The sequence below is a fragment of the Phreatobacter aquaticus genome (assembly GCF_005160265.1).
In the GTDB taxonomy this organism is placed as follows: domain Bacteria; phylum Pseudomonadota; class Alphaproteobacteria; order Rhizobiales; family Phreatobacteraceae; genus Phreatobacter; species Phreatobacter aquaticus.
This window is the reverse complement of sequence record NZ_CP039865.1, coordinates 4,200,296-4,219,537: the sequence shown is the minus strand read 5'-3', so window position 1 is coordinate 4,219,537 and position 19,242 is coordinate 4,200,296. Positions and strand designations below refer to the sequence as shown.

Sequence of the window (19,242 nt, the reverse complement as noted above, 5' to 3'; positions counted from 1 at the left end):
AAAGCCATCTCGATGTCGAAGAAGCCGCTGTCCGCGTTTCGCTATATCTCCTTCGACGTCGTCGGCACGCTGATCGACTTCGAAGCTGGCCTGACCGATGCGCTCCACGCCATCGCGCAGGAGAACGGCGTCGCGCTCGACGGCGAGGAGGCACTCGGCCATTACCGTGCAGCCCGCTACATGCCGGATGTCCAGCTGTTCCCGGACGATCTCGTGCGCGTCTATGGCGTGATCGCTCCGAAGCTTGGGCTCCCGGCCGATGCCGCCAATGCCGCCCGGTTCCGGGATGCGGTGCCGGCATGGAAGGCTTTTCCCGATGCGGCCGAGGCCTTGGCCTCGCTCAAGCAGACTTACCGCCTGATCGCCATGACGAATGCCCAGCGCTGGGCCTTCGACCATTTCAACGCGGCACTGGGCCAGCCGTTTCACGCCTCCTTCACGGTCGACGATACCGGCACCGAGAAGCCCGATCCGGCCTTCTTCGAGCAGGTCTTCGCTTTCGTCGAGGGCGAGGGGGCGACCAAGGACGATATCCTGCACACAGCGCAGAGCCAGTACCACGACATTGGCGTGTCGCGCCGTCTCGGCATGACCAATTGCTGGATCGAGCGGCGCCACGGCCAGACAGGCTATGGCGGAACCATCGAGCCTGCCTCTTTCACCGTGCCTGACTACCACTTCACGTCCATGGCGGGTCTCGCCGCTGCCGTGACGACTGCCCGCAGCTGAAAGACCGGTCTCGGACGCGACGACCGACTTGCATTCCACAATCGCCGAAAACGGCAACAGAGGGGAATCCAGATGAGCAATCGCGACGTGACCAATTGGACATGGACAGACCAGACTGCCCTTGAAGACGCGCTGCGCCGTGGCGCCAGCCGCCGTGACCTCATGCGGATGCTGGTCGCCGGTGGCGTCAGCCTGGCAGCCGGAAATATCCTTCTCGGTGGGGCGGGCGAGGCGCTCGCCCAGACCCCGACCAAGGGCGGCCACATGAAGGCTGCAGGCTGGTCGTCGTCGACCGCCGACACGCTGGATCCGGCCAAGGCCTCGCTGTCGACCGACTATGTGCGCTGCTGCGCCTACTACAACCGCCTGACCTTCATGGAGGAGGACGGTTCCATCAAGATGGAGCTGGCCGAGAGCATCGAGAGCCGCGATGCCACCGTCTGGACCGTCAAGCTGAAGAGTGGCGTGACGTTCCACAATGGCAAGACGTTCACCTCGGCCGACGTCGTCTTCTCGCTGATGCGCCATCTCGATCCGGCGGTCGGCTCGAAGGTGAACTCGATTGCCAAGCAGATCGTCGGCGTGAAGGCCGTGGATGCGCTGACCGCGGAGATCAGGCTTGCGGCCGCCAATGCCGACCTGCCGACCATCCTCGCCATGCATCACTTCATGATCATTGCCGAGGGGACGACGGACTTCTCCAATGCCAATGGCACCGGCGCCTTCCGCTCCAAGGTGTTCGAGCCGGGCGTCCGCTCGATCGGCGAGCGCAACGAGAACTATTTCAAGCCGCAGAAGGCCAATCTCGACTCGTTCGAGTATTTTGCCATTCCCGACGACTCGGCGCGGGTCAATGCGCTGCTCTCCGGCGATATCCAGATCGCCTCGTCAATCAAGCCGCAATCGATCCGCCTGGCCGAGAGCCGCCCGGGCATCGTGCTGTCCAAGACGACCTCTGGCAATTACACCAATCTCAACGCGCGTCTCGACATGACGCCTGGCGACAAGAGCGATTTTGTCGAAGGCCTGAAGTTCCTGCTCAACCGGCAGGCGATCCAGCGTTCGGCGCTGCGCGGCCTCGCCGAGATCGCCAACGACCAGCCGATCCCGCCGACCAACCCCTATTTCAACGCCGATCTGAAGCCGCGCGCTTTCGATCCCGACAAGGCCAAGGCCCTGTTCCAGAAGGCTGGCGTGCTGAATCAGACCATTCCGATTGTCGCCTCCGAGGCTGCCTCCTCCTCAATCGACATGGCCATGATCGTTCAGCAGGCCGGCGCCGGCATCGGCATGAAATTCGACATCCAGCGCGTGCCGTCCGACGGCTATTGGTCGAAATACTGGCTCAAGGCGCCGGTCCATTTCGGCAATATCAATCCGCGCCCGACCCCTGACATCCTGTTCTCGCTGCTCTATGCGTCGGACGCGCCGTGGAACGAAAGCCAGTTCAAGTCGGCCAAGTTCGACCGGATGCTGCTCGAGGCACGCGGTCAGCTCGACTTTGCGAAGCGCAAGGCGATCTACAACGAGATGCAGGTGATGGTGGCCAATGAGGCCGGCACTGCGATCCCGGTGTTCATCTCCAATGTCGATGCCATATCCGACAAGGTGAAGGGGCTTCGGGCCAATCCGCTCGGCGGCCAGATGGGCTATGCCTTCGCCGAGTACGTCTGGCTGCAGCGCTGACCGGCAAACAAACCGGGTCGGGCGGCAACGCCCGGCCCCGCCAAGGGCAGGGAGCGCGGCATGGACCAGCAGGTGGCCTATCTTGTGCTCAGCCGGATCGGCGTGGCCATCGTCACCCTGATCGTCGTGAGCTTCGTCGTCTTCGCGGCAACAGAGATGCTGCCGGGCGATGTCGCGCAGATTCTGCTGGGGCAGGCGGCAACGCCCGAGGCGGTCGCGGGCCTGCGCCAGTCGATGAAGCTCGATGATCCGGCCTTTGTCCGATTCCTGCGCTGGATGCTCGGTCTGCTCAGCGGCGATCTCGGCCGTTCCTATGCCAACAATATCGCGGTGGCCGACCTCGTCGGCGGCCGATTGCTCAACACGCTGAAGCTGGCTCTGGTCACCACCGTTGTCGCGGTTCCGATTGCGCTGCTGCTGGGCATCACCACCGCCATGTATCGCGGCAGCGCCTATGACCGGACGGTCAACATGCTCGTGGTTGGCGTTATCTCGGTGCCGGAGTTCATGATCGCGACCCTCGCGGTGCTGGTGTTCGCGGTGTGGCTGCGCTGGCTTCCGGCCGTGTCCTTCGCCACCGACCTGTCGAGCCTGTGGGGCATTGTCCGCGCCTTCGCCATGCCTGTGATCACACAGAGCTGCGTGATCTCGGCGCAGATGATCCGGATGACGCGCGCCGCCGTCATCGACACGCTGAAGACACCCTATGTGGAGATGGCGCTGCTCAAGGGGGCGTCCTGGAACCACATTGTGCTGCACCACGCTCTGCCGAATGCGGTCGGGCCGATCATCAATGCGGTAGCCCTGTCACTGTCCTACCTTCTCGGGGGCGTGATCATCGTCGAGACGGTGTTCAACTATCCGGGCATCGCGAAGCTGATGGTCGATGCGGTGTCGACCCGCGACCTGCCGCTGATCCAGAGCTGCGCGATGATCTTCTGCCTGGGTTACCTCACCTTGATTACGATCGCCGACATCGTGGCCATCGTCTCCAATCCGAGGCTGCGCAAATGATGGCCCCTGGCGTCGAGACGTTGCCGACATCGGGTTACCGCATCAATGCGGTCGGGATCGCGGCGTTCATTGTGATCCTGTTCTGGGCGCTCGTGGCCGTGTTCGGCGGCTTCCTGACGCCCTATCCATCCGGTGAGATCGTCGATCTCGACTATTTCGGGCCGATGAGCACCAGTTTCTGGTTCGGCACAGATTATCTGGGACGGGACATCTTCTCCCGCATTCTCGTCGGGACGCGCTACACCGTGGGGATATCGTTCGTGTCGGTGTGTGCCGCCTGCATTTCGGGGGTCGTGCTCGGCATGACCGCCGCTGTGATGGGCGGCTGGTTCGATTCCGTTCTCAGCCGCGTCCTCGATGCACTGAACTCCATTCCTTCCAAACTGTTCGGCCTGGTGGTTGTGGCCGGACTTGGCTCGTCGATTCCGGTCCTGATCGCCCTCCTCGGGGTAATCTACACGCCAGGCGCCTATCGGTTCGCCCGGGCGCTCGCCGTCAACATCAACACGATGGATTACGTGACGGTCGCCCGTGCGCGCGGCGAGGGCACCGCCTATCTCATCACCCGGGAAATCCTGCCGAATATCCTCGGTCCAGTGCTGGCCGATCTTGGGCTGCGGTTTGTCTTCGTCGTCCTGCTGCTGTCCGGATTGTCGTTCCTGGGGCTCGGCGTTCAGCCGCCCGATGCCGATTGGGGCAGCCTGGTGCGCGAGAATATCGGCGGTCTGCCGTTCGCGGCGCCGGCTGTGCTCATGCCATCGCTGGCGATCGCCAGCCTGACCATCAGCGTCAATCTCCTGATCGACAATCTGCCGGTTCGCATCCGGGACAGGAGCGCGTGATGGCGAACCTGGTGGAAGTCAGGGATCTCCGGGTTGGCGCTGTCACCGATTCCGGGCGCAGAATAGAGATCATCAAGGGGGTGAACCTCGATATCGCCGAGGGCGAGATCGTGGCGCTGATCGGTGAGAGCGGTTCGGGCAAGACCACCATTGCGCTGACGCTGATGGGATATGCGCGGCCCGGCTGCAGCATCACCTCGGGTTCGGTGCGGCTGGCGGGCTTCGATCTCGCCAAGGCGAGCGAGCGCGAGCGCGCGCACATTCGCGGGACCGATGTCGCCTATGTCCCGCAGAGTGCCGCCGCCGCCTTCAATCCCGCCCGCCGTCTGATCGAGCAGGTGATAGAGGTTGCCGCCATCCACGACCTCATGCCGCCGGAGGCCGCGCGCGCCAAGGCCATTGACCTGTTTCGCGCGCTCGCCCTGCCGAACCCCGAGACGATCGGGGAGCGCTATCCGCACCAGGTCTCGGGCGGCCAGCTCCAGCGGCTCGCCGCCGCCATGGCGCTGATCGGCGACCCCAAGCTGATGATCTTCGACGAGCCGACGACGGCTCTGGACGTGACGACGCAGATCGAGGTGCTGCGGGCCTTCAAGTCGGTCATGAAGGAGCGCGGCATGACGGGGGTCTATGTCTCCCATGATCTTGCCGTCGTGGCGCAGATCGCCGACCGGATCGTCGTGCTGAAGGGCGGCGAGATCCAGGAGACGGGCGAGACCGAGGCCATCATCCATCGCGGCACGCATCCCTATACGCAGGAGTTGCTCGCCGCGTTCCAGCCGGTGCCGTTTGCGGCGAGCCATACCATCGAGGCTGGACCAAGGCCCGTGCTCGAGGTCGTCGATGTGGTCGCTGGCTATGGCCCGGTCGGGCCGGATGGCCTGCCATGGAAAGTCGCGCTGAAGCATGTCAGCTGCATCCTGCACAAGGGCCGCAACCTCGGGGTGATCGGCGAATCCGGTTCCGGCAAGTCGACGCTCGCGCGCGCCATGGCAGGTCTCCTGCCGCCTGTGTCCGGCCACATGCGGCTGGACGGCAAGCCCTTGCCCAATGCCTTGCACGAGCGCAGCAAGGACGAGTTGCGGCGCATGCAGATCGTCTTTCAGCTGGCCGATACGGCCCTCAATCCGGCCCGTCCGGTTGGCGACATCATCGGGCGGCCTCTCACCTTCTACAACGGCATGAAGGGGGCCGCTCTCGAGGCGCGGGTCATTGCCATCATGGACATGGTCCGGTTGCCGGCCGCCATGCGGTTTCGCCTGCCGGGCGAATTGTCAGGTGGCCAGAAGCAGCGGGTCAACCTTGCCCGAGCGCTTGCCGCCGATCCGGAGATCGTACTCTGCGATGAGGTCACGTCGGCGCTCGACACGGTGGTCGCGGCTGCCGTCATCGAGCTTCTCAAGGAATTGCAGCGGGAGCTTGGCCTCTCCTATGTGTTCATCAGTCACGACCTCTCCACCGTCCAGGCGATCTGCGACGATGTGATGGTCATGCAGAATGGCGAAGTGGTCGAGACCTTGCCCGCCGACAAGCTGCCTCACGGTGCGACAAAGCCCTATTCCAAGCTTCTCTTCGCCTCGGTGCCCAAGCTCGATACTGGCTGGCTGGACGGGGTGACCTCGGATCCGGAACTGAGCCGCGCGCTTCTTGGACGATAAGGCGGGGCGAGTTCAGAGCGGGAACATGCTCTTCAACGGCAGATGCGCCTTGATGAAGGGCGATTTGATCACGACGAAGCTGAAATATTTGTCGATACCGGCCTCGCCATCGGTCAGCCGTTCCATGATCGTCTGGTAGTCCGAGATGCCGCGGGTGATGAATTTGAGAAGATAGTCGTAGCCACCCGAAATGAGGTGGCATTCAACGATCTCGTCGATCTTCTCGACGGCCTTCAGGAAGCGGGCAAAGTCGGCTTGCTGGTGGTTCTTGAGTGTGACCTCGGTGAACACGGTCAGCGTCTGACCGAGCTTGGCCATGTCGATCTGCGCCGAATACCCAGTGATATAGCCGGCCTTCTGCAGCTTCTTGACGCGCATCAGGCAGGGGCTGGGCGACAGATGCACGAGTTCGGCCAGCTCGACATTGGTGATGCGGCCGTTCTTTTGCAGTTCATGCAGGATACGGATATCGATACGGTCGAGCTTCACGGACGGCGCCCCTCGCGAACCGTGTCACGATAGGCACATAGTGCTGCAAAGCTCAACGAGACTGTCGCATCTGACCGCCGGAGCGGCGGAAAAGGCCGCTGGTATAAGCCTCTGAAACCGACAGCGACGACAGCAGGAAATACCGTCTGGGTGCCGGTACCGGCACAATCCTTGCCGGTGCTCCGCTATTGTGGGCGGATTGGAAAGGCCTCCGGATGCCAGCGCCCTTGATGCAGATCGAAACCGCCCGTGACGTGCCGGCTACTGCCGATGCGGTGGTGATTGGCGGCGGCATTGTCGGCGTTTCGACGGCCTATTATCTGGCCCGCCGCGGCCTGTCGGTCACCCTTGTCGAGAAGGGCCGCATCGGAGCCGAGCAATCGAGCCGCAATTGGGGCTGGTGCCGGCAGCAGAACCGGGATGCACGCGAATTGCCGATGGCAACGCGGAGCCTGGCGCTCTGGGATTCCCTTGCTGGTGAGATCGGCGAGGATGCGGGCTTCCGGCGGACCGGGCTTCTCTATCTCTCGAACGATGAGGCCGAGATTGCCGGCTGGGCACGCTGGCGCGATTTCGCCGCCACGCAGGGCGTCACGACCCACATGCTCTCGGCTGCGGAAGCGGCGGATCGGGGTCGGGCGACGGGCAAGCCGTGGAAGGGCGGGGTCTTCTCGCCGACGGACGGCATCGCCGACCCCGAACGGGCTGCCCCGATCATTGCGCGCGGCATCGCCAAGTTCGGCGGCACGGTTCACCAATTTTGTGCGGCGCGCGGACTGGAGCTTGCGGGCGGGCGTGTCGCTGGTGTGGTCACCGAAGCCGGTACGATCAAGACGTCGATAGTGGTCCTGGCTGGCGGGGCCTGGGCCTCCTCGTTCTGTCATCAACTCGGCATCCGCTTTCCGCAGGCCTCCGTCCGGTCGTCGATCCTGGCGGTCGCTCCGGGCGGCGAGGGGCCCGACGCCCTGCATACCGCCAATGTCTCCGTCACCCGGCGCGGGGACGGTGGCTACACGCTGGCGGTCTCGGGCAATGCGCGCGTCGATCCGACCCCCCAGCAGCTCCGCTTCGCTCGCTATTTCCTGCCCATGTTCGCCAAACGCTTCCGCGTGCTGGCACCGGGCGGCCTGGAAGGTTGGCGGTCCGGCCATGAGGCACTCGCGCGCTGGTCGCTTGATCAACCGACGCCCATGGAGGGCATGCGCATTCTCGATCCCAAGCCCGATTCCAAGATGGTTGCGGAGACGCTGGCCCGCGCCCGCCGGCTACTGCCGTCGCTGGCTCAGGTCCCCGTGACGGCGCAATGGGCGGGCTATATCGATTCCACGCCCGACGGCGTGCCGGCCATCGGCGAGACCAACATCCCCGGCTTCATTCTGGCTGCCGGGTTCAGTGGCCATGGCTTCGGCATCGGGCCGGGGGCGGGGCATCTGATCGCCGATATCGTCACGGGCGCTCCGCCGATTGTCGATCCGTCCCCCTACAGGCCGCAGCGCCTCGACCGGTCGGCATGGGGCCGGGTCTCGGATTTCTGATCGGAGCTTGTCGCGCCTCAGCCGAAGGAATGGCTCGCCAGCGCGAAGGTGTGAGCGGGGCCAGAGCGGATGCGCTCGTTGCCCTTCCACATCGACGTGACGGTGTCGAAATAGCCGATGCCAGATGCCACCAGATAGTCGCGCAGCGGACCTTCTGTTTCGCGGGTATCCAGGCGCACGAAGGTTCCGGCGTGGGCGGCGACATGGGGCGCGATGAGGGCGACCGCATCGTCCTGGCTTGAGGCCACCACCGGGCCGATGACATGACCCCGACCGAACCGGCGACACAGCCCATAGCCTGTGATCTCGCCGTTCCGTTCGATCACGGTCCCCTCCGACATCGTCATGAGGCGGTCGAACAGCGCCCTCCGCTCGGCGGAAAAGGCCGCGATGTCGAGACTGCGGATGGCGGCCTCGTCGCCGGGGCGCATGGTGCGCGCGCCGGGCGGCACGACGGGGCTATCCACGACGATGCCCTGATGCTGCCAGACGGTCAGGCCCGGCTGGAAGCCGACAGCGCGATAGAGCCGGAAAGCCGCCTTGGTGGAATTGAGCACCATGTCGCGCTGGCCGATATCGGCGACAAGATGGTCCATCATCCAGCGGCCTGCGCCATGCTCCTGCAGCCGCGGCGTGATGATCATCATGCCGATGACCGCGAGGTTGGGCTCGGCCCTGAACCACATGGCGGAGCCGACGACACGGCCGATCTCGTCGGCGGCGAAGATGCCGCGACCGAGGTCGATGGCAAGCGCCCAATCCTCAGGCCGGTGCGGCCAGCCGACCGAGATCGTCAGTTCGTGGAGTTTCGGGATATCGGCCTCGGTCATGGGCTTGACCTCGAGCCGATAGCTGTCCAGCTGCTTGATCGGACTGGCTTCCACGATCCTGTCTTCTCGCATGTCGGGAGCCCGACGCTAGCAAGGCGGGCAACGCAGATTCGGCGGGAGTATCGTATTGCCTCGGCAGAATCCACCGTCTGCGGCGCATGTTGCATCCCTGCCGGCACGGTCAGGGACCATTGTGATGCCGGCAGCGGGGCAGGGCGCGAGTTCGGCGTGAGATCGGGAAGGACAAGCGGTGTGGCGGCCGCGGGAGCGGCCAGCCCGGTCGAACGGTCCTGGTTTGTCTGACAGTCCTCGCGATTATTCCGCGGCCTGATGCAGTTTGCTCCCGGAGAGCTCGCGGAAATCGGGCAGCGGCGCCAGCCAGCGCCTGGCCAGCGTCTCGGCGCGGGTGCCCCAGGTGAAAGCATCGCGCCCATGGACGCGCCAGAGCACCTCGTCCGAAAGCTCGAGCAGCGCGAAGGCGCCGGCCGGCTCCCCCGCCGTGGTGAAGGTCTCGGTGAGAGACTGGAGCGTGATATTGGCGATCCCGTCGACCATTGTCAGCGTGTTCCAGTGGACGTGACCCGAGATCCACAGCACCGGAACCTTCGCCTTGCGCAAGACGGCACGAACGCGATCGGCCGTCGGGTAGGTGGAAAACCGGGCATTGTTCTCGAACCAGTGGTTGCCGGTCTGCGAATGGCCGGAAACCGGTACATGGCTGACAATGGCGAGCGGCCGGTCTGCTGCGGCGATCGTTGCAGCGAGCCAGGCGAGATCGGCCTCCTGGAGCGAGAAACCCGAAGGGCGGTGCAACTTGGCGTCGGCGCGCCAGATAACGAGACGCCAGTCGCCCACATCGACAATCTCGTGCCCAGCGCTTCGCCCGAGGATCGCATCATTGTCGGCGACATCGAGATGATCACGGTCGTGATTGCCGTCGAGGTGAAAGCGGGGAATGGCGATGGGCGCAAAAGCCTCGGCCACTTCGCGCTCCAGCACGAGGTCAGCATCGCGGGCTTCGTCGGAAATGCGGTCGCCGAGATCAAGAACCAGGTCGGGTCTGGTGTCGTCGACGAAGCGGCGAAACTCCTCCATCAGGCCGAGAGCGGCCGGTCCAGCTTTCGAGAACGACGGCTTGCCGTGATGGATATCGGTGACAAGGCAGATCCGGGCAGAGCGGGACATCGGGGCAAACTCGTGGCGTTGATGGCAGGTGCGAAACCCGCCCCGTCGGATGACGGGGCGGGCCAGTGGGGTTTGGGGAGGCCTTAGCTGGCGCGGCGCGGCAGCAACGGCTGGACGGCCGCCGCCATGGCCGTCAGCGCCTCATCGGCCGGCTTGGACTTGTTCACCACCGACTGGAGGTGATCGTTGATCACGTCGGTGATGCGCAGCGCATTCTGGCCGGGGAATGCGTACCAGCCGTTGATCACGTCCTGCTGGCGGATGGCGACCATGTGGTTGGGGTTGTCGCGGTAGAACTTGCCGAGCAGCTCTTCGCGGGCCGCCGGAATGGTCGTGCCGGGCATGTAGCCGGTGGCATTGACCATGGCGGTCGCACCGATCGGGCCGGTCGCATATTTGATGAACTTCCAGGCCGCTTCCTGCTTGACGCGGTCCTTGGCGAACATCATGGCGACATTGCCGCCGGCCGGCAGGCGCGGATTGGCCGCCGACAATGGGAAACGTCCGCAGACGAGCTTGAAGCGTCCGCCGATTTCGCGGTTGTAGCGGCCAAGCTGGGCTGTCGACTGCATGGACATGCCGAGGCGGCCCGAGAAGAAGTCCTGGAAGGCGGTATCGGGCCGGATATCCGGCATCTTGCCGTCGTCGACCATCTTGCGCAGCACGCGCATGGCTTTCTGACCGGGCTCGTCGGCGAAGGCGACGCGGGTCTCGTCGGCGTTCAGCATGGTGCCACCATGCGACATCACGAGGGCCTGCCAGGCCCAGTTGCCGGTGATGGTCCAGTCGTAGAACAGGCCGGTGCGGTTCTGCGCCGGGGCGGAAATGGCGGCGGCGAGACGGATCACCTCGTCCCACGTGGTCGGCAGCTTGTCGGGATCGCCGCCTGCGGCCTTCAGGAGGTCGGCATTGTAGTACATGATCGGGGTGGACATCGCGAAGCCGATGCCGGTCTGCTTGGTGCCGGTCTGGCCGAGCGACAGAAGCGACGGCGAGAAGCCGAGCGAGGCGGTTTCCGGATCGGCATCCATGAAGGGCTTGAGGTCGACGGGGATCCGGCGCTCGTCGAGGGTGCGCTGGCGGTTGAGGCCGTGGAAGGCGACATCCGGCAGCGAGTTGGTGACGACGTCGCGCAGGTTGCGCTGGAGGATTTCCTCATAGCCCACTTCCGGGGCGCGAAGCTTGATCGCGATTGTCGGATTGGCCTTCTGGAAATCGGCGGCCAGCTTCTCCATCAGGTCCTTGAAGAGGACCGGGATCGAATATTGCACGTTCAGCTCGACTGTCGCGCCTTGGGCGCGCAGATAGGCGGGAATGGCCACCGTAGCGGCGGCGCTGGCAAGGAATGTCCGGCGGGTCGTGGTCATGGTCGCTCCAGGGTTCAGAGGCATGCGTCAGGCGGCTGCGATGCGGGGGACTGCGTCGCAGGTCGAGGGCACGGGTCCCGCCGATTGCTCGGCTGTCCCGTAGATGTCGGTGAAGGCGGCGGCGTTGAACGCGCTGGCGGGGCCGTCGAGCACGATGCGGCCCGCCTTCAGGGCGATGACGCGATCGGCAAAGCGGCGGGCGAGATCGACCTGGTGGAGCGCACAGAGCACGGCAATGCCGCTCTCCTGCGCCACCTGGCGTAGGACGGTCAGGACATTGTCGGCCGATTGGGGGTCGAGGCTGGAGACAGGCTCGTCAGCGAGCAGGATCCGCGATCGTTGGGCGAGAACGCGCGCGATCGCGACGCGCTGCTGCTGGCCTCCGGAGAGCGAATCCGAGCGCTGGTAAGCCTTGTCGAGCAGGCCGACCCGGTCGAGACAGGCCAGGGCCAGCTGTCGATCGTCTCTCGGAAACTGGCGGGCGACGACCCGCCAGGTGGCGACATGTCCCATCCGGCCGGCGAGGACATTGTCGAGCGCCGACATGCGGTTGATCAGGTTGAACTGCTGGAAGATCAGGCCGACATCGCGGCGGGCGCGGCGCAGTTCACCCCCGCTGAGGCTCGCGAGATCTTGGCCCAGAACCGATACGGTTCCGGCGTCGGGCGCGACAAGCCGCGTCACGCAGCGGAACACCGTCGACTTGCCCGCGCCGGACGGCCCGACCAGGGCAACGACCTCGCCCGGCTTCAGGGCAAAGGACACATCGGCGAGCGCGGCTGTTGCGCCGTATCGCTTCGTCACGCCGTGAAGGGACAGCACATCGGTCATCAGACCAGCCTCCGGCGCAACCAGGCCGAGAACTGGTCGATGGCGGTGACCATGACGAGCACGATGACCGACAGGGTCAGCAGCTTCTGGAAATCGAGCAGGTCGATGGCCGCCTTGATCTCAATGCCGATGCCGCCGGCGCCGACGATGCCGAGGATTGTCGAGGTGCGGACATTGGCCTCCCAGACATAGAGGGAGACTGACGCCAGGCTTGGCAGAACCGACGGCAGCATCGCGTAGGTCACGATCTTGGTGCGGTTGGCACCCGACAGGGCCGCCGCTTCAAGCGGCGCCGGAGGGATCGTTTCGATGGCTTCGGCATTCAGCTTGGCGATCACGCCGAGCGAGTGGACAATCATGCCGAGCACACCGGCGAATGGGCCAAGACCAACCGCCGCAACGAAAAGGATCGCGAACACCACGGTGTCGATGCCGCGGAACGCGTTGACGACAGCGCGCACCGGGATCGACAGGAGCGGCGACGGCGTGACGTTGCGGGCAATGAAGATGGAGAGCGGAAAGGCCAGCAGGGTCGCCGCCGTGGTTCCGACCGTTGCAATCGAGATCGTCTCCAACGCCCGATACAGGAAGGCGTCGAAGTCGCCGGTATAGGGGGGCCAGGCGGTGGACGCCCAGGCCCAGAGCCTCGGCAAGCCGGCGACAAGTTTGGCCGGATCGACCTCGGCAACTCGCACCGAGAGGACGATGAAGGCAAGCACGGCCGCCGCCACCGCCACCCGCGTCAGGAACGCGGGTGCCAGGGGACTGAGCCGCGGTTCCTGATAGGACCCGTCGGCGCGTCGGATGGGAGCGGCCGTGTCCATGCGGCTCAGGACGTACGGATGGCGCCGAGGTCGCGGCCCATCTTCTCAAGGCCCTCATAGGGCTGGTGGGTGGCCGGAACGAAACCGGTATAGGGCCAGGGAAGCAGCTTCTTCTCGTCGTCCGACAGGCCGGCAAGGGCTGCGCCAAGGGCTGCGGCACGGTCCTGGGAGAAGCTCTTGGAGACCACCACGCATTCGTTCGGCAGCGGGTCGGATTCCCACACGACCGTGTTCGACGTCGGCTGGATCGTGCCGTTGCGGATCATCGTGTTGCGGTGGGTGTCCCAACCGGTCGCCAGGTCGACCTGACCGTTGATCGTCGCCATCTGCGCGGCGGCGGCAGAGGCGCCTTCGGCATAGCGACCGAAATAGGTCTTCGGCTCGAGGCCCTTGGACCGCAGGAAATGGGTCGGCACCAGCCAGCCCGAGGTCGAGCCGACATCGAGCATCTGCATCGACTTGCCGCGCGCATCCTCGGGGAAGTTGGCAACCGTCAGGCCCGGGCGGGCGACAATGATGGCCTTGTAGGTCGGGATGCCATTGACCAGCATCGTGTTGATGATGCGGGCCTCGCCCCGCACCTTGGCGAGAATGTAGCCCCAGGGGCCCATCTGGGCGACGTCGATCTGCTCGTTGGCCAGCGCCGTGGCGATGCCGGCCCAGTCATTCGCCACCTGCAGTTCGAGATTGGCACCGACCTTGTCGGCAACGGCCTTGTAGACCGGCTCCCAGACGCGGCGCGTGTCGGCCTGCGTCGGCTGCTGGGGGCCGAGGCCGATCTTCAGCGTCGGGCGGGTCTGGGCGAGAGCCGGCGCGCAGAGGGCGGTGCCGGCAGCGGCGAGAAGGATGCGGCGGTCGATACGGGTCATAGTCGGTCTCCGTTGGGACGTGATCACTTGACGGCCGTCATGGTGACGCCGTCGATGAACCAGCGCTGGGCAGCGAGGAAGGCGATGACGAGGGGAGCGGTGATGGCGGTCGCTGCCGCCATGAGCGGGCCGTAATTGGTGCCGGCCTCGGCATTGGCGAAATAGACGACACCTAGAGGCGGTGTGGCGAGGTGTTCGGACTGGACGACGATGAGCGGCCAGAAGAACTCGTTCCAGTTCCACACCAGGGAGAGCACGCCGAACGCGATCACGGCCGGCATCGCGGTTGGCATCATGATGCGCCAGACGATGGCGAATTCGCCAAGGCCATCGAGGCGGGCGGCGTTGACAAGGTCGTCCGGCACCGTCAGGAAGAATTGCCGCATCAGGAAGATGCCGAAGACCGAGATGGTCGAGGGCAGGATGATCGCCGCATAGGTGTCGAGGAGCCCGACCTGCCACAGCAGGATGTAGAGCGGGATGGCCGTCACCTGCGGCGGGATCAGCAGGCCGAGCAGGACCAGCAGGAACATGGTCTCACGACCGCGCCAGCGTAGCTTGGCCAGCGCATAGGCGCAGGGCAGGGCGGTCAGCAACTGGCAGAGGAAGATGGCGCCGGTGACGATGAAGCCGTTGAGGATGTAGCGAGCCAGCGGCTGCTTGGTGAAGGCGTCGGAATAGTTCTGCCAGGCGTGCCATTGTTTCGGCAGCAATGTGAATTCAGGCGAGAAGATCTCCCCTGACGGCTTCAGGCTCACCGACACCATGATCACGAAGGGTGCCAGCATCAGGACCGCACCAAGACCGAGCATGGCATGGCGAAACAGCTGGAAGCCGAGGCCGGTTGAGGCGATGGAGCGGGTGCGCATGGCCTGCCTCAACCGTAATGGGTGTTCTTGTCCTGCAGCCGCACCTGGATGACGGTGACCAGCAGGACAAAGCCGAGGAAGACGACAGTCAGGGCCGCAGCATAGGCGGAGCGCAGGAACGAGAAGCCTTCCTGATACATCTGGAACAGGAGGACATTGGTGGCCTTGTTCGGACCGCCATCCGTCAGCACCTGAACCGTATCGAAGACCTGAAAAGCGCGGATGGCCGTGATCGTGACGACAAACAGCATGGCTGGCCCGAGCATCGGCCAGGTCACCCGCCGGAAGCGCTCGAAGGCACCATCGGCACCATCCACTGCGGCGGCCTCGTAGAGATCCTTCGGGATCGCCTTCAGTCCGGCGATGAAAAGCACCATCGACAGGCCGATGGCTTGCCAGATGCCGATGACGCCGAGGGCAAACAGCGCGGTGTCGGGATTTTTCAGCCAGTCGGTGGTCGGGATGCCGAACAGGGATAGCGTCTGGTTGATGGCGCCGACCGTCGGGTGGAAAGCGAACTGGAAGACGAGCGCCATGGCCAGCAGTGTCGAGACAACCGGAAGGAAGAACGCCGCGCGGTAGAACCCGCGCAGGCCCTCACCCGCTTCGATCAGGATGGCTGCTGCAAGGCCCAGAAAGACCGACAGCGGGACGACGAAGGCCACATAGGTCAGGGTGTTGCGCAGCGTCTTCCAGAACACCTCGTCGCCGATCATCTCTCGGTAATTGTCGAGACCGGCCCAGCCGATCTCCGGCATGCCGAAGGTCCAGTCGGTGAAGGACAACAGGAACACGGCGACCGTCGGCCCGAGCAGCATGATCCAGATCAGCGCGAAAGCGGGGCCGGCCAGCACCCAGGCGGCGAGTTGCTCGGCGACCTCGCCGGCGCGCGCCTTGCGGGTGATCGGCAGGGTTAAGGGGCTGGAGAGCGCGAGGTCAGACATGGACCGCCTCACCGCGCACGGGGCGCTGGGTGATGGCCGATGGGGAGCGTTGCGCAATGCGCTTGCCGTCCTTGCCGAAGACCAGGAGGCGGTCTGCCTGCGCCACCAGCGTGATGGGCCCGCCCATCTTCAGACGCGCACCGACGGACGGCTCGACCCGTGCCACGAGCGGCTTGGTCACCGATCCCGCTATGACGTGGAGGAGTGTCTCTGCTCCCAGCATCTCGACATGGCGAATGGTGCCTCCGATGGCGATTTCGCTGGCGCTGGCAGGCGTCGCAAGCATCAGCGCCTCGGGGCGGATCGCGACTGTCACCTCGGTGCCCGGCGCAGCGGCAACCTGGATCGGCGACGACTGGCCGGCCACCTCGACGCGACCATCATTGCCGACGCGACCCGGCAGCGTGTTGATCTCGGGCGTGCCAATGAATGTTGCGACCGCGAGGTCCTGGGGATCGTCGTAGATGACCTGGGGCGGCGCGATCTGCAGCAGATGGCCCCCCATCATGACCGCCACGCGGTCCGACATGGTCATCGCCTCGGCCTGGTCATGGGTGACATAGACGAAGGTGGAGCCAAGGCTGCGGTGAAGCTCGGAGATCTCGGTGCGCGCCTGCACGCGCATTTTGGCGTCGAGGTTCGACAAGGGCTCGTCCATGAGGAAGGCCTTGGGCCGTCGGACCATGGCGCGGGCGAGCGCCACGCGCTGGCGCTGGCCGCCGGAGAGTTGGGCTGGCCGGCGGGCGAGGAGATGACCGATGCCGAGCCCCTCGGCCACGACCTTGACGTCGGTGTCGATGGCAGCGCGGGCTGTGCGCGTGCCGGGAACAAGTCTTCCAACGCCAGGCAGGCGCTGCAGCATCGAGAGGCGCCGCATTTCCAGCGGCAGGCCGATATTCTGGGCAACGGTCATGTAGGGATAGAGCGCGTAGGACTGGAACACCATGGCGACATCGCGCGCCTTGGGCGGCAGGTCGTCGACCATGGTCTGTCCGATGAACACGTCACCCGCGTCCTGGGTCTCCAGGCCGGCGATGATCCGCAGCAGAGTTGTCTTTCCGCAGCCCGATGGGCCAACCAGCGTCAGGAACTCGCCATCGGCAATGTCGAGCGACACTCCGTGGAGAACGGGCGTGTCCCGGAAGGTCTTGCGGATGTCTCGCAAAGAGATGCCGGCCATGGATCCTGCCCGTCTGTACCGCCATTGCGGCTTCACTTGTCGCATTTAACTCGACAAGTTAACGGGCATGTGACGATCGAAAGGGCTGCGGCCGGCCTCAGCCGCTTCGGCTACAGGGTATCGATGCGCACCACGAGGCTTCCGCTGGGGATCACCGCATTGCCATAGAGCAAGGGCCGGCCAGCGGTGTCGCTGTCGACATACATCATCACCAGGACGGGAGCATCGAGCGGTATCGATAGGGCTTCAGCTTCGCGCGGTCGGGGCATCCGGCAGTCGATCCAGGTCGAGGCTCGAAAGAATGCCTCGACCCCGAATTCAGCCAAGGCATCGGTAAAGCTGCCTGTGCGCGAGACCGCAGCATCGATGCCGACGAACCTGTCCCGCTCGAAGACATGGTAGCTGTAGATCAGCAGAGAGGGGCTGGCGCCCCGCAATGTTTCGACCATCACAATGGGAGTTGCCACCGGAACAGCCAGCAGGCCGGCAATTGCCGAGGTGGCCAGCCTTTCGCTCGAGCCGAGCAGCTGGCCCGATGGCCCGGTGTTCATCTGGCGCTCGATTTCGCTCCACTTGGAGTCTCGGGTGATCCGGTACTCCGGCGGGCGATCCTCGACAAAGACGCCGCGCCCGCGCCGTGCTCGAACCAGTCCGAGCATGGCGAGATTGGCGAGGGCGGTGCGGACGGTATGGCGATTGACGCCAAATCGCTCGGCGAGTTCGTTCTCGGACGGCAATTGGTCGCCAGGACCGATCAGGCCAGAACGAATCTCGGCCTCCAGTTCGCTCTGAATCAGCCGCCAGACGGGAAAACGGTTCTTGGCCATCGTACACGCACTGTTGGGTCGCTCTTGATGACAGGCAAGTGAAACCTTGGCGACTGATTCCGGCGGTTACCAATGGCCTTGGCTGAGCTTCCGGCATAGCCCAGCTCTGGCCGTGCCAGACTGGTCGCAATGCTCTCCCAGGTATCCGGAGTTCAGGTTAGTCCGTTTGCACCGCGGAACATTGTCACCGGCGGCTGTTCCGCCTTTCAGACCTCTAAAATGCTTTCGGGCGCAGCGGGTGAAGACTCAAAGATCAAACGGGTTCGAGTGGCGGCCTGAGATCGTGGTGCAGGTCCGATCTTCACCATCGTCAGCGAAATGTCATTGACATCATCATGCCGTTGTTGCGACGTCTGCGCACGATGGTTTGGCATTGCCTTGCGGGCGTGCGCTGACCGCACAGACCGCATAACCGACGGCAGCATTTCGGACCATGCTTCACGCCATCGACGACACGAGTGTGGACGAAGCGATTGCCCTGTTTCGGAAAGGGTTTCCGGTCCATGACGAGAGCTTCTGGCGCGACGGCTTGGAGCGTCTGACCCGCCACCATGAGACCAACGGCTTCGGCCCTGTCGGCTATCTGATGGGGAAACCCGGTAGCCGGACCGGAGTGGCATTGACCATGGTGAGTGAGCGCATGGAGCCGGATGGCCAGCGTCGCCGGGTCGTCAATCTGTCGAGCTGGTATGTCGAAGAGCAGGCGCGCTGGCTTGCACCCATGATGCTCAAGCACCTGACGGCCGAGGCGGGCGCAACCTTCACCGATCTCACGCCAAGCCCATCCGTACGCAGGCTGATCGGTAATCTTGGCTTCCAGCCATGGAACAGCGGGAGCACCCGCGCGGTGCTTCCGTGGGCTGCATTGTTCGGCGGATGGTCGGAGGCGCTCATCACCGGAGACGCACTGGCATCTTCGGCGCTCACGCCCGGACAGCGGCTGATTGTCGCTGATCATGCCGCAATGGGCTGCATCACTGCCGGGCTGGTGCAGGGCGAGCGGGTGTCGCCGATCGTGTTTCAACCAAAACGCCGCCGCGGGCTGCCGACCGCGCGCCTGATCTATGCCGAGCGCAAAAGCGAGCTTTTCGGCCAGTTTGGCGCGGTAGCCCGGTTTCTTCTCAGCCAGGGCATGGTTTGCGTGGACGTGCCAGCCAGAGCAGGAGACCTGGTGCCAGGCGGCTGGTTCACGACTGGTGCACCACCTACGTTCTATAAGGGTGACATGGGAGGGGACTGCGTCGACCACGCATGGTCGGAATTCGTGTTCCTGCGCCTCTAGCCTGACTGACGAGGATTGAACAATGCCATCCGCCGGCGATCCCCAAGCCGCAATCGAGGACTTCCTGCGCAGCCGGTTTCCGGTTTTTGCGGGACAGGTGCTGACCGATGAGACGCCCTTGCTGACCAGCGGCGCGATCGATTCCCTCGGTATTCTGGAACTGATGACCTTTCTCGACGAGCGGTTCGGCATCGAACTGACCGACGAGCATTTCGATCCCGCCAATTTTGACAGCCTGGGCCATCTGGCGCGCTTCGTGGAGCGGGCGCGCAAGTGAGCGG

General features: G+C 64.6%; 19 protein-coding genes. 8 read left to right on the top strand and 11 right to left on the bottom strand.

What is annotated here, in order from left to right; genetic code table 11:
* Positions 1–12 precede the first annotated feature (12 nt).
* The 5 genes from E8L99_RS20025 (at position 13) to E8L99_RS20005 (ending at position 5,929) form a co-directional block, all read left to right on the top strand.
* Entirely contained in the window at positions 13–729 is a 717-nt protein-coding gene (locus tag E8L99_RS20025; protein ID WP_137101206.1) for an HAD-IA family hydrolase, read from the top strand.
* A gap of 72 nt (positions 730–801) precedes the next feature.
* Positions 802–2,415, top strand: coding sequence for an ABC transporter substrate-binding protein (locus E8L99_RS20020; RefSeq protein ID WP_137101205.1), 1,614 nt, complete (start codon positions 802–804; stop codon positions 2,413–2,415).
* A gap of 60 nt (positions 2,416–2,475) precedes the next feature.
* Complete coding sequence (locus E8L99_RS20015) at positions 2,476–3,429, top strand: ABC transporter permease (RefSeq protein WP_137101204.1); 954 nt, start codon at positions 2,476–2,478, stop codon at positions 3,427–3,429.
* Positions 3,429–4,271 (top strand): ABC transporter permease, encoded by an 843-nt coding sequence (locus tag E8L99_RS20010; protein WP_137102213.1) that lies wholly within the window; start codon positions 3,429–3,431, stop codon positions 4,269–4,271. The genes E8L99_RS20015 and E8L99_RS20010 overlap by 1 nt, the downstream gene beginning before the upstream one ends.
* Positions 4,271–5,929: an ABC transporter ATP-binding protein gene (locus tag E8L99_RS20005; RefSeq protein WP_137101203.1), complete on the top strand. Its 1,659-nt coding sequence runs from the start codon at positions 4,271–4,273 to the stop codon at positions 5,927–5,929. The genes E8L99_RS20010 and E8L99_RS20005 overlap by 1 nt, the downstream gene beginning before the upstream one ends.
* A gap of 12 nt (positions 5,930–5,941) precedes the next feature.
* Here E8L99_RS20005 and E8L99_RS20000 read toward each other — a convergent pair whose 3' ends face one another.
* Positions 5,942–6,418 carry an Lrp/AsnC family transcriptional regulator gene (locus E8L99_RS20000; protein WP_137101202.1) on the bottom strand — a complete coding sequence of 159 codons (477 nt, stop codon included), beginning with the start codon at positions 6,416–6,418 and terminating at the stop codon, positions 5,942–5,944.
* A gap of 215 nt (positions 6,419–6,633) precedes the next feature.
* Between E8L99_RS20000 and E8L99_RS19995 the strand changes: the two genes are divergently transcribed.
* Positions 6,634–7,953 carry an NAD(P)/FAD-dependent oxidoreductase gene (locus E8L99_RS19995; protein WP_137101201.1) on the top strand — a complete coding sequence of 440 codons (1,320 nt, stop codon included), beginning with the start codon at positions 6,634–6,636 and terminating at the stop codon, positions 7,951–7,953.
* A 17-nt stretch (positions 7,954–7,970) separates the two neighbouring features.
* Here the strand turns inward: E8L99_RS19995 and E8L99_RS19990 are convergent, their stop codons facing one another.
* The 10 genes from E8L99_RS19990 to phnF all read right to left on the bottom strand — a co-directional run bounded on the left by E8L99_RS19990 (position 7,971) and on the right by phnF (position 17,679).
* Positions 7,971–8,837: a GNAT family N-acetyltransferase gene (locus tag E8L99_RS19990; protein WP_137101200.1), complete on the bottom strand. Its 867-nt coding sequence runs from the start codon at positions 8,835–8,837 to the stop codon at positions 7,971–7,973.
* 261 nt (positions 8,838–9,098) lie between these two features.
* Entirely contained in the window at positions 9,099–9,968 is an 870-nt protein-coding gene (locus E8L99_RS19985; protein ID WP_137101199.1) for a metallophosphoesterase family protein, read from the bottom strand.
* An 83-nt stretch (positions 9,969–10,051) separates the two neighbouring features.
* Positions 10,052–11,335, bottom strand: coding sequence for an ABC transporter substrate-binding protein (locus E8L99_RS19980; protein WP_168201748.1), 1,284 nt, complete (start codon positions 11,333–11,335; stop codon positions 10,052–10,054).
* A gap of 27 nt (positions 11,336–11,362) precedes the next feature.
* Positions 11,363–12,166 (bottom strand): phosphonate ABC transporter ATP-binding protein, encoded by an 804-nt coding sequence (gene phnC / locus E8L99_RS19975; RefSeq protein WP_137101197.1) that lies wholly within the window; start codon positions 12,164–12,166, stop codon positions 11,363–11,365.
* Complete coding sequence (gene phnE, locus E8L99_RS19970; RefSeq protein WP_215907024.1) at positions 12,166–12,990, bottom strand: phosphonate ABC transporter, permease protein PhnE; 825 nt, start codon at positions 12,988–12,990, stop codon at positions 12,166–12,168. Before phnE ends, phnC begins: the two co-directional genes overlap by 1 nt.
* 5 nt (positions 12,991–12,995) lie before the next feature.
* On the bottom strand, positions 12,996–13,859 hold the full coding sequence (locus tag E8L99_RS19965; protein WP_137101196.1) for a PhnD/SsuA/transferrin family substrate-binding protein: 864 nt from the start codon (positions 13,857–13,859) through the stop codon (positions 12,996–12,998).
* Between the two features lie 23 nt (positions 13,860–13,882).
* Complete coding sequence (locus E8L99_RS19960; RefSeq protein WP_137101195.1) at positions 13,883–14,728, bottom strand: carbohydrate ABC transporter permease; 846 nt, start codon at positions 14,726–14,728, stop codon at positions 13,883–13,885.
* A gap of 8 nt (positions 14,729–14,736) precedes the next feature.
* Positions 14,737–15,672, bottom strand: a complete 936-nt coding sequence (locus tag E8L99_RS19955) for a carbohydrate ABC transporter permease (protein ID WP_137101194.1) — start codon at positions 15,670–15,672, stop codon at positions 14,737–14,739.
* Entirely contained in the window at positions 15,665–16,852 is a 1,188-nt protein-coding gene (locus tag E8L99_RS19950; protein WP_137101193.1) for an ABC transporter ATP-binding protein, read from the bottom strand. The genes E8L99_RS19955 and E8L99_RS19950 overlap by 8 nt, the downstream gene beginning before the upstream one ends.
* Positions 16,853–16,962: 110 nt before the next feature.
* The gene (phnF, locus tag E8L99_RS19945) at positions 16,963–17,679 is read right to left on the bottom strand and encodes a phosphonate metabolism transcriptional regulator PhnF (protein ID WP_137101192.1); all 717 of its coding nucleotides are present in this window, start codon (positions 17,677–17,679) and stop codon (positions 16,963–16,965) included.
* Between the two features lie 433 nt (positions 17,680–18,112).
* On the opposite strand from phnF, the gene E8L99_RS19940 reads away from it, so the two are divergent.
* Together E8L99_RS19940 and E8L99_RS19935 are read left to right on the top strand one after the other, a co-directional pair.
* Positions 18,113–18,961, top strand: a complete 849-nt coding sequence (locus E8L99_RS19940) for a hypothetical protein (protein WP_137101191.1) — start codon at positions 18,113–18,115, stop codon at positions 18,959–18,961.
* Between the two features lie 22 nt (positions 18,962–18,983).
* Positions 18,984–19,238 (top strand): acyl carrier protein, encoded by a 255-nt coding sequence (locus E8L99_RS19935; protein ID WP_137101190.1) that lies wholly within the window; start codon positions 18,984–18,986, stop codon positions 19,236–19,238.
* Positions 19,239–19,242: the final 4 nt, after the last annotated feature.